Genomic DNA, 11454 nt, shown 5'->3' with positions numbered 1-11454 from the left:
AAGAAGACGGTGAGGGCGATGCGGAGTCGACTGAGCTCGCTGCGGCTGCCCGGCACGGCGTTGTGCGATCGGGTTTTGTTTATTAGCGGCACAAACTCAGGCTAGGTGGAGGGTCCAGGTTGGGCAATATCGCTGGCGGTATTCCTGGAGATCTGGACGGGCTGTACGGGAACGGCTGTGTCTTTGGGGCCCGGCGGACGACTCTTGAGGCTTGAACGCGGCGTAGATGCGGTTGCGCGGGCGGTGGAGGGTTCGAGGAGGCGGATGCCTGCCGGGTGGTCGGCGTACCGAGCGACGATCTTCCGGACGACGTGCTCGGCGTCGAAGCGCGCACAGGGTCGGTGGAGCGCCGCGATGCCGCGCTCGTGGGTACCGTCCAGCATCCGCTGTAGCCAGTCGAGGTCGAGCCGTTGTCCGGCTCCCCGGTCGACGAGACCGGCTCGCCAATGCGAATGACGGTGAAGTGCGCATCGGCCATCGAGCCAAGGCTGCCTTTACGCTGCTCGTCGGGATGGCCGGCGGCGGGATGATCAGCCGAATTCCCGAGAGACCTCGACTTGGGAGGCCCATCGGATGCCACCGAGTAGGTGGCCTCGAAAGGCCGGGTCCTGGTAGGCCTCGGCGGCGTGTCCGAGCGCCGTGTAGAAGACCCGCCCCGCGCCCTCCTCCCGGCACCACACCATGGGGTGATCGGCTCCCATCCCGCCGCCTTCGTACGAGCCCTCGTCCGCCCGCGCAAGCACGTGCACTGAACCGCGTGGATTGGTGCGGAAGTTGTACCACTCGTCGGTGAAGTTCCATACGCGGGGCAGATGTTGCGTCGCCGGATGCGTAGGGTCCTCGACGTGGAGACGCCCGGGCTGGTACGGCGGATGGTCGGCGAATCGGGCACCGAGCAGGTCGCCGTAGTACGGCCACTCGTATTCGGTGCCGGCCGCGGAGTGCACCCCGACGAAGCCTCCTCCTCCCTCGACGTACTCCTTGAGGTTGGCTCGGCCGAGATCGGTCAGGACCTTGCCACTCGTGGAGAGGAAGAGCACGGCCGCATATGGTCCGAGGCCGCTCTCAAGGTTCGTCGGGTCCTCGGTGGCGAACACGCCGAATCCGTGGTCGTCGCCCAACTCCCGCACGGCCTTCACGGCGTCGGGGATCGAGTCGTGCCGAAAGCCGGTCGTCCGGGTGAACACCAGAAGCTGGGGAGACACGTTGGGCGCCTTTCACGGCGTGGCTGCGGGGTCGATCAAGGTTAGTCCTGTCCACATGGGCGATGTTGCCCTTCGGGCGGGAAGCGTGTAAGCGCCTAGTCGGAAACCAGAACAAACAAAACTTTGCACCAGTAAAGTAATGTAAACGCCAAGTTAAGCCCCTAGCGGCCACAGCAAAACGCGCGGGGCCCCGCTGCCTGCCATCTGACTCCGAAGCCGCTGATCGCGTGAACGCATCCGCAAAGTGCCCGAGACCCCTCGAAAGTTTCAGGGTAAGCCCGGTATGCGAGGGCGCAGGGGATTCACGCAGGTCAGCACCCATGTCTCTCGATCTTCTTTGCGGGCCCTTAAGTCGATGATTGTTGTTCTTTGGAGTAGTTGATCCTTACGCTCCTCCGAACTCGGACATGGATCCCATCAGGGATGAAGTCCGTAAATACACAGGGGGTTCACAGGTGTTGGAAGCCAGACGCACTCGGTACAGACGTCTGACGCTCGCCGTCGTGCTCTTCTCGGTACTCGCATGGCTCGGCTTGGGGAGCCTGGCACACGCGGGTGCCACCACCGCCTCCAGTGGTGACTTCTTCCCCGTCTCACCGTCTTCCAAGATCGTTGACACGCGATCGTCTCTCGGTGTCAGCACGTCGCTCGGCGCAGCCTCCACGACCTCCTTCCAGGTTGCGGGTGTGGGTGGCGTGCCTTCTTCCGGAGTGTCCGCCGTTTCGCTGGTGGTCAAAGCGGTGAACGCCACTTCCTCAGGCAGCTACATGGAGCTGTGGCCGGACGGAACGACCAAGCCCGCTCCCGGTTCCACGGTCAACTTCTCGAGCGGCGACACCACGAGCAACGCGGCAATCGTCGCGGTGGGAGCGGACGGGAAGATCGATGTCTACAACTCCAGTGGCACCGTTGACCTGGTCGTGGACGTCAGCGGCTACTTCACGTCCGGCGACGGCACCACCCCCCAAGGCGGATACATTCCGGTCACGCAGTCACGGCTCGTCGACACCCGCAACGGAACGGGAGCTCCGGAAGCACAAATTGCCCCCGGCGGAACGCTGAACGTCCAGATCGACGGCATGGCCGGTATCACCGACGAAGCGTCCGTTTACGCGAACCTCATCGTCCCGGCATCCGGCGACGACGGAAGCCTGTACGCCTACGCCACCGGCGGCTCGACCGGGCAGCCGGTCATGGACTACAAGAGCGTCACCACCTCGCAGGGCGCGGTCATCCCCGTGGGAACCGACGGCCAGATCACCCTCAAGAACGGGTCGTCCACGCAGCCCATCGATGTCGTTCTGGACGTCTACGGCTACTTCACCGAAGCCTCCTCGGACGGCTCGGGCATCTTCACCGCTGTCCAGGACCGTTTGCTGGACACCCGCTCGTCCACGGCGATCCCAGCCGGCGGCAGCATCAGCGTCGAGGTGGCCGGCAATGACGGCATCCCGACGTCCTTCGGCGCCGCGGTGCTCAATCTGACGACGACCGGCCAGCAGAACTCCGGCTATCTGCGGGTGTGGCCAACCGGGGAGCCGATGCCGTCCATCACGTCGGTAGACACCTTCCAGGCCAGTACGTCAACCTCCGACCTGGTGATTGCCCAGCCCGGTGATCAGGGCGCGGTGAGCATCTACAACGGCAGTTCCGGCACCATCCATCTCATCGTCGACCTGCAAGGATGGTTCTCCCTCGACGGCAATGACGACGACGGCACCCTGACGACGGTACCGCCGGTCGATCCCACGGAGACGGACCTGACCGATGCGCCGACGGACCCCGCGGCTGTCACCTCCGAGCCGGCAGATCCTACGGACGCTCCGAGCGCCAACGCGGCCGACCCTCATCTCTGCGACTCAAGCAAGGTCTACAAGCCCACTTCCAAGAAGGGCAGATACATCCATGCTGTCGGCCCCTACCAGTCCAACTACAACAACACCAGCAACAAGGAAAGCACCACCTTCACCGCCAAGGCGTCAGGGACCGTCGGGGTCAGTTTGACTGGATCACTGAAGGTCACACTCAACGAGCTCGTTTCGAAGCAAGAGACCACCTACGGCATCAACTTCTCAGCATCGCTGACCGCGGAACTCGGCAACTCAGTAACGGCCACCATTCCACCGCACAAGACAGTCAACGCCAAGTACGGCGTTTGGCGACGACGCATCATCGGCACCAGCTACTACGTGCTCCCCAGTTGCTCGCACTACAAGGTTTCAACAATCGTCTCCTACACGCCTTACACCGTCGGCTGGTACACATGGGAAAGCTGAACAAGTCCCTCACGGCGGTGACGATCGCCTTGACCATGAGCCTGCCCTTCATGGCAGGCTGCACGTCGCACAACGGTCAGGGCTCATCAGACACCAGCTCAAACACCCCCTCGCCCCGTTCCAACTCCACCTCCGCCATTGACCTGACGAAGACTCCCCCCGACATCTCCGGCTCGACCAAGGCCCTCATCCGCTTGGCAGACAAGACAGGCTCGGAAGAAGTGGCCGTGATCAAGACCATCAAGGCCGGGACTGTTGCTGTGGCGACCGAATGCACCGGCGACGGGAAAACAACCATGGTCATCGGAAAATTGGCGACCTACACCATCCCGTGTACGGCCACGCCCTCAACGACCTACAACGAGATAGGTCTGGGCAGCAGTAGGCAACAAGTCGAAATCACGGTCACGGCCAGCGCCGGGATTCACTGGGGCCTCTCAGTCGGATGGCGTCCCGGGTATCAAAACCCGTCCTAGCCTCAATACCAGTGGCTTAAGGCTTGCCGGGAAACAAATCGTGGCTATCTGCGACGGGCCCGCATCTTCGACGAGGGCGGTCGTCGGCTGCTCCTGGTTGCCCAACTCACCAGCAGTTGGGGTACCCGGTACACCGCGACCGGCAAGACCATCTGGGCCGAGCAGGCGCTGAACCCCGGTACGGCGCCCTAGTACACCGCGGGAAGGAGAGAGCGAGGCGATCCGAGGTGGTGGACGCCGATGAAGCCCGCCTCAGCGACTTATGTGGTTCCTCGGTCGCAGCCTGACGGCGCCGAGTCGAGCGACGGGTTCTCGCCGAGGTCGGTCGTCACCCGCCCACCGCGTCCGCTTGTCGGGTGGATTCCGTGCTAACCACAGTGGGACTCGGGCTAACGGCCTCGACTCTCCGGGGGCCATCATCGCTGCGTGCCAGAGAGTGACACACTCCGGAAACACACCGCGACACCCACACCAGTCCAGCAGGCGCACCGGCTCGGCGACCCGGCCTGGGAACTGGCGGTCGCGGGCGGTCGATGGGTGGCGGGTGGCGCAGGCGCACAGGTGGCGGACCGTTCCCCGGACCGGTCCGTCGTCACGTGCCGTACAGACAACCGCGCCAGTGGTACAGGCAGTTCGGCCAGCGTTCGCACGCCTGCCGCTGTCACCTGCGCCGCAGCTTCCGCACAATCCTCTGCTCAGTGTCCTGAACACATCCGACCTGTTCACCCGAAGACGCCTGGAATCCCGGTCGTCTCCGAAGGGACCACACTGTGAAAAGACGAAGCCTTGGAGCGTTGCTGGCTCTCGCACTGGCGGCCGGGGGACTGGCAGCCGCCCCCTCGGAGGCGGCTGCCGCCGCCACCGTCGTATACGTCTCTCCGAACGGCAGCGGTACGGCGTGCAGCACCTCGGCCCCGTGCAGTCTGGCGGGAGGCAAAGCCGCGGTCCAGGTCGCGGCCAAGAACATGAGCGCGGACATCGACGTCAACCTGTACGGCGGGGTCTACCGGCTGTCCTCCGCCCTGCAGTTGGGCGCGGCGGACTCAGGCAGCAACGGCTACCACGTGACCTGGCAGGCGGTGTCCGGCCAGACCCCGACATTCAGTGGTGCGGTCAAACTCACCGGGTTCACGAAGTTCGACTCCGCCCTGAACGTCTGGCGTGCGCCCGTCTCCGCCGCCGACGCCGCCGCGGGAGGCCAGCAACTGTCCGTCGACGGCCGACGAGCCCGGCTCGCCCGCAGCTCGGGTACTCCGGCCGGACTTGCGGTGACCTCCTCGGGGTTCTCCTCCACGGACGCCTCCCTGGCCACCTATACCAACCAGTCCCAGATCCAGGTGGTGGCCGAGAGCGAGTGGAAGCACGAGAGCTGCCCGCTCTCCAGCATCACCGCCGCCTCCGGTGGTTCGGCCATCAACGTGCTGCCCAGTTGCTGGAGTGCCAACAACACGAACGTGCCCAATCTGGGATTCCCGTTCAACGGATCGGGCCTGCCAGCGATGACGACGATCACCTACATGCAGAACGCGTACCAACTGCTCGACCAGCCGGGGGAGTTCTACCTCGACAAGAGCGCCGACTACGTCTACTACATCCCTGTCTCCGGGCAGGACATGGCCACCGCGGACGTCGAACTGCCCGTACGGCAGAGTCTGTTGACCCTCCAGGGCGCCCCCGATCACCTCGCCCCGGTCAACCAGGACGCCTCGGGCGCCACCTACTCCGGCAGCAGCTGGCTCGACTACGACAGCCGCAGCTTCGGTGACCTGAACAAGGACGTCGCCGCGACGTCGCACAACGGTGACTCGGTCAGTTACACCTTCACCGGCACAGGCCTTGAAGTGCTCGGCGAGACCTACAACGACGAAGGCAGCTTCACGGCATACGTCGACGGTACCCAGGACACCAGCCGGAGCTGGACCGAGAACACCTCGGGCAGCACCCGGCTGGCTCAGCAAGTGGTCTACTCGGTACAGGGGTTGACCCAGGGCACGCATACCGTGCGGATCACCAAGACCGGCGGCTCCTACCTCACGGTCGACGGGTTCGTCACCACTCCGGATCCCGTCGTGCCGGTCAAGGACATCTCGTTCCAGGGCGTCACGTTCACCGGCACCACCTGGAACGACCCGGCGACCATCGGGTACCTGGACAACCAGGCCGGCGTGCTGTGGAACACCGCCACCTCGCCCGTCACCCCGAGCATCGTCCCGGCGGCCGTGACCGTCTCGCGCGGCGCCGGCATCACCTTCACCGGCGACGTGTTCAACCATCTCGGGACCACCGCGGTGTATCTGGCGGACGGCACCCAGAACTCGACGGTGACCGCCAGCACGATCACCGACACCGCCGGCGGAGGCGTTTCCCTCGGCAACGTCGACGACTACTTCCAGAACGACGCCGCGCTGATGACCAGCGGCAACACGGTCTCGAACAACACCATCTCGTTCGTCGCGCAGGACTACTCCGACACCGTGGGCGTCTGGGCCGGCTACACCAGGGACCTGGCCATCACCCACAACGACATCGGGTACACGCCCTACTCCGGTATCTCGCTGGGCTGGGGCTGGGGCTGGGGGTGGCAGTCAGACTGCACGCTCCAGGCCAAGCAGGGTCTGACCACCTGCTTCCACGGCACCGACTACGCCGAGGGCAACCAGATAACCGACAAACACGTGCACGACGTCATGGGCATCCTGCACGACGGCAGCCCGATCTACACCAACGGCGGCCAGGGCTACGGCACCGGGGTCTCCGCGGGCCTCTGCCAGGAGGCCTCCACACTCGCCGGCAACGTCGTCGCTGAAGGCAACCACGCCAACACGATGCTCTACCACGACGAGGGCAGCTCCTGCTGGGACACCCACGACAACGTGATCGAGTTCGGCGGTTCCAACTGGATCGGCATGTGGACCCCGACCATCAACACGATCCACGCCCACGACAACTACTCGGACAACGCCTCGTACTACGACAACGGCACCGGTGACACCGTGAGCCAGGCGACCATCGTCAGCGGCGGCGCGTGGCCGACGGCCGCGAAGTCGATCATCGCCGCGGCCGGCGTCCCGCAGCAGTACGCCCCGCTCACCGGCCGCACAGACGACGACAACCTCGCCATCACCTACACCGGGGCGTGGGCGCACAGCGGTTTCCGCGGGCTGGGCGACTTCAACGACGGCGTGCACTACACCCAGACGAATGGCGCCTCCGTGTCCCTGACCTTCACCGGCACCGGCATTCAGGTGATCGGAGAGACCAACTCCGACCAAGGTGACAACGAGATCTACCTCGACGGCGTGGACAAGGGCGCTGTGCACACCGCATCCACCAGCCGCGCGACCCAACAGGTGATCTACAGCGCATCCGGCCTGTCCTCCGGAACCCACACCGTGAAAATCGTCAAGAGCAGCGGGATCTACACCACGATCGACGCCTTCCAGATCACCTAGTCGATCTTCGACGTCTCCCGGGACCGACCGATCACAGGGTCCTGGCCGAGTCGAATCCGCGCAACGATTCGGCCACGGATCTTGGTCGGTGTTCCCCTCCTGTGAGCGTCGGAGTGCGCGGGAACATGATGATCTCCGCCCGGCTGTCCCTTTTGCGTACAGGAAGCTCATGGTCCACTCATCGGTGCTGGTCAGCGGCTGTCCGGGGGACGTCAACTCGCTGCTGTATTAGTTCCCTTCTGCCTTTCGCGAGAGCCGATCGCGAGGACAGAACAGTGGGAGGGGACATGAGACACATACCCAGACGGGCCGTCGGACGACGCAGACCCGGAGCAGTGGTGGGGGCGGTAGTGATGACGCTACTCGCGTCCACCGTGTTGACGTCAGGTATCGCTTCAGGGACCGCACAGGCGAGTGGGCCGAGTGTGTCCAGTCGTGTGTCGGGAGTGGAGAGCGAGAGTGAGGCCCGGCGGGAGGCCCTGTTGCAGGGGCGCCGGATCGAGGTGCTGTCGCTGCGCACCGAGGACACCACGACGTACGTCAACAGCGATGGAACCACGACCACGGAGGCCTATGCGGGGCCGGTTCGGGTCGAGCAGGAGGACGGGTCCTGGAAGGCCGTCGACACCGATCTCACCGATACCGGCGCCCAGTTGGAGCCGGAGAGCGCGCCCGCGGAGGTGGCGGTCTCGGACGGGGGTGACAAGGAGCTCGCGTCGGTGGGGAACGACGCGGGGACCTCGTTCGGAATGGAGTGGCCGCAGGCGCTGCCGGTGCCGGAGGTCGATGGGGACACCGCCGCCTATGACCTCGGCGGCGGGACGACTCTCACCGTGCAGGCGCTCGCCCAGGGGTTCGAGCAGTCGGTGGTTCTGGACTCTGCTCCGGACGCTCCCACGACGTACCGGATTCCGCTCGACCTGCATGGTCTGACGCTCACTCAGGATGCCGTGTCCGGGCATCTGTTGCTTCACGACAAGGACGGCGAGCTCGTCGCCGACGCGTCCGCTCCGCACATGTGGGACTCCTCTGTGGACCGGGCCTCCGGTGAGCCGGAGCACCAGGCGGAGATCACCACCCGGGTCGAGACCGACCTGGACGGGGACACCACGCTGGTGCTCACTCCGGACCAGGAGTTCCTGGCCGACCCGGAGCTGACCTATCCCGTCACGCTGGACCCGATCGCCTCGCTCGCGGTGACCACGGACACCTGGCTGGCCACCAACTACACCGACTCGCAGCGGTCCTCGACCGAGCTGAAGGCGGGGACCTACGACGCCGGCAGCACGATCGCTCGGTCGTATCTGAAGTTCGACGTCTCGCAGTTCGCGGGCAAGGACATCAAGACCGCGTACCTGTCGATGCATTCGTACTACTCCTCGACCTGCGCGACGGACGGCGCAGGCGTGCAGGTGCGCCGCATCACGAGCGCATGGGACTCCTCCACCGTCACCTGGAGCACCAAACCCTCGTCGACCGCCACCGGCGCCAAGACCAGCACCGAGGCGTACGGCTACTCCAGTGACTGCCCGGCCGCTCGCCAGACCTGGCAGGTCGGCGGCATCGTGCAGGCCTGGGTCGAGGGCGGCGAGCCAAACTACGGAGTGGAGGTGCGCGGGAAGAGCGAGAGCGATTCCACCACCTGGCGCCGATACCGCTCGGCGAACTACTCGGACAGCAGCAAAGCGCCCAAGCTGTCGGTTACTTACAACACCCCGCCCGCCACGCCGACTCTGCAGTCGCCGGCCGCGAACGCCTACACGGCAGACGCCACCCCGGCGCTGAGCGCCAAGGCGACCGACGGCGACAGCGGTTCGGTACGGGTCACCTTCCAGGTGTACGACTCGACCGGCAGCACCCTGGTCACCTCGGGCACGACCGCGTACAAGGCCTCGGGGTCGACGTTCGGCTGGAGCCCGGGCAGCGCGCTGAGCACAGGGGCGTACAAATGGCGGGCGCTTTCCTACGACGGCAGCGCCAACTCCACCGTGAGCGGCTGGCGCACGCTGAACGTGGACACCTCCACCCCCTCGGCACCCGCCATCTCCTCGACGGCCTACCCGTCGGGCATCACCTGGAAGGGCGACGCGGGCACCGCCGGAAGCTTCGCCTTCACCACGACCGCGAGCAACCCGCGCACCCTGGAGTACACACTCGACGACGCGGACCCGAAGACCGTGTCCATCTCCTCCGGCTCGGCATCCGTGTCCCTGGTCCCGGCCACCCGTGGCACCCACATCGTGACCGCCCGCGTGCAGAACGCGGCAGGGGCGTGGTCCGAGAGCAGCGAACACACCTTCCACGTCGGGCAGTTGAGCGGCACGGTCACCGCCGAGTTCGCCGCCGAGGTGGCCGAGACGCACTTCTCCGACATCCTGCACGAGGCCGAGAGCGCCGCCGCTGAGGAAGCCGACGAGGACGTCGTACCTGAGGACGTCACAGAGCCGGACGAGACCAGTGAGGTGCCGCCCGCGGACTTCGTGGAAGAACCGCTCGACGAGGTCGCCGAGGACGAGGACTCCGCCGTGGCCGACACCACGCTGTCGCTGCCCGGGACCTCCTCGGGTTCAGTGACGGCCGCTGCCGAGACGGCGGCCGGGACGACCTCCGTCGCCCTGCCCGGCTCCGCCGGGTCGACGGCCGAGGTCGAGGGCACCAACCTCGTCGTCTATCCCAACGCCCAGACGGATTCGGACACGTTGGCGGTGCGCACGGCGACCAACAGCATCGAGACCTACCATCTGCTGCGCACGGCGGCGGCGCCGACGTCGTACAGCTACACGGTGACGCTCGCCGAGGGGCAGTCGATCTCCCAGGACAACGACAGCACCCTGATCATCGGGGGGACCTCGACCGCCCCCACCGTCATGATCTCCGCCCCGCTCGCCCGGGACGCGGCCGGCACGGCGATCCCGGTGACCCTGACGGCAAGCGGCAGCACGGTCACCGTGTCGTTGTCCCCGGCGGCCGGGACGAGCATCGCCTACCCGGTGCTCCTCGACCCCAGCTTCTACGGTGCCGACCTCAACAACACCGAGTACAAGTGGTGCACGAACAACAACGGCCACCGGGCGAGTTGCATCTCCGCATACGGTCAGCACGCACCGAGCGCGCTGAACAAGGCGCAGGAGTACGCCCGCGACGGGAACTGGAGCTCCGGTTCCCTCTACCTCGGGACCGGTGACGCGTTCCGGCACTGCTACTGGAGCGCCCGGATGGTGCTGAGCGACGCGGTGGGCTACAACAATGCCTATTCGATCGGCACCAACCACGAGGCGACGTCGAAGGGGAACGACAAGGAGATGGACCTGCGCAACAACCGCAAGGGACGGCTCATCGGCGCCGCCTATGAGAACAAGGACAAGCCATTTACGAAGGTTCGCCTGAAGTGCAAGGCCAAGGCCAAGAGCGGCGAACTGTACGTCGTCAAGAACGGCAAGCTCATCATGGGGACGAGCGGATGAGCGCGGTACACCGCCGCTTCGCGGCCCTCCTGCTGTGCGGGGAGACCCTCGTGCTGGCCGGACTGTCCAGCCTGCTCTCCCGATTCGGCCGGACGATGTGCGAGTTCAACCAGGCTGACGGCCGTGATCTCGACCGCGACTGCGACACGGCGGGTCTCGGCGCCGGCTTCTACGGACTGGTCGTGGTGGTCGGACTGGTGCTCCTTTGGAGTGCCGTCCTGCTGGCATCGGCGCGACTGGCCGAACGGCTGCCGAAGCAGGTGACGGCAGCCAGTCTGCTCGCCGTCGCTCTGCTCCAGCTCGCGGCGACGACCTACGCCGTGCCCGCCCTGCTGACCGGCGGGGTCCGGCCGAGTTCCATCGGCACGGTCATCGGAGTGCTCACCTTGGTCGCGATCGGCTACGTCGGTGCCGTGGCGGTTCGTCGGGCCCTGACCGTGTACCGTCCGGCAGCGGTCGCCGACTGACATCCCCGGGGGTCTGTCCGTGGCGTGACATCACGGACAGACCCCCCACCCCCCACGGCGGTATGTGGGGAGTGGACACCACAGTAATCCAATCACCCCAATTGTAAAGTTGTA

6 protein-coding genes are annotated in these 11454 nt (G+C 65.7%); 5 read left to right on the top strand and 1 reads right to left on the bottom strand.

Going from position 1 to position 11454, the window contains the following annotated elements; genetic code table 11:
* Positions 1-530 precede the first annotated feature (530 nt).
* On the bottom strand, positions 531-1205 hold the full coding sequence (locus ACWDR3_RS45395; RefSeq protein ID WP_450358565.1) for a ThuA domain-containing protein: 675 nt from the start codon (positions 1203-1205) through the stop codon (positions 531-533).
* A 503-nt stretch (positions 1206-1708) separates the two neighbouring features.
* Here ACWDR3_RS45395 and ACWDR3_RS45390 point away from each other — a divergent pair.
* From ACWDR3_RS45390 to ACWDR3_RS45370, 5 genes are all read left to right on the top strand, one after another.
* The gene (locus tag ACWDR3_RS45390; RefSeq protein ID WP_450358564.1) at positions 1709-3481 is read left to right on the top strand and encodes a hypothetical protein; all 1773 of its coding nucleotides are present in this window, start codon (positions 1709-1711) and stop codon (positions 3479-3481) included.
* Positions 3469-3957 carry a hypothetical protein gene (locus tag ACWDR3_RS45385; RefSeq protein WP_450358563.1) on the top strand — a complete coding sequence of 163 codons (489 nt, stop codon included), beginning with the start codon at positions 3469-3471 and terminating at the stop codon, positions 3955-3957. The genes ACWDR3_RS45390 and ACWDR3_RS45385 overlap by 13 nt, the downstream gene beginning before the upstream one ends.
* 794 nt (positions 3958-4751) lie before the next feature.
* Positions 4752-7409 (top strand): hypothetical protein, encoded by a 2658-nt coding sequence (locus ACWDR3_RS45380; RefSeq protein ID WP_450358562.1) that lies wholly within the window; start codon positions 4752-4754, stop codon positions 7407-7409.
* A gap of 446 nt (positions 7410-7855) precedes the next feature.
* A complete protein-coding gene (locus ACWDR3_RS45375) occupies positions 7856-10873 on the top strand; it encodes a DNRLRE domain-containing protein (RefSeq protein WP_450358561.1) in 3018 nt (1005 codons plus the stop codon).
* Entirely contained in the window at positions 10870-11340 is a 471-nt protein-coding gene (locus tag ACWDR3_RS45370) for a hypothetical protein (protein ID WP_450358560.1), read from the top strand. Before ACWDR3_RS45375 ends, ACWDR3_RS45370 begins: the two co-directional genes overlap by 4 nt.
* Positions 11341-11454 lie beyond the last annotated feature (114 nt).

It is taken from the genome of Streptomyces sp. NPDC001002 (genome assembly GCF_053599215.1).
Note: the sequence above shows the minus strand (reverse complement) of the source record. Positions and strands in the feature narration are given on the sequence as shown.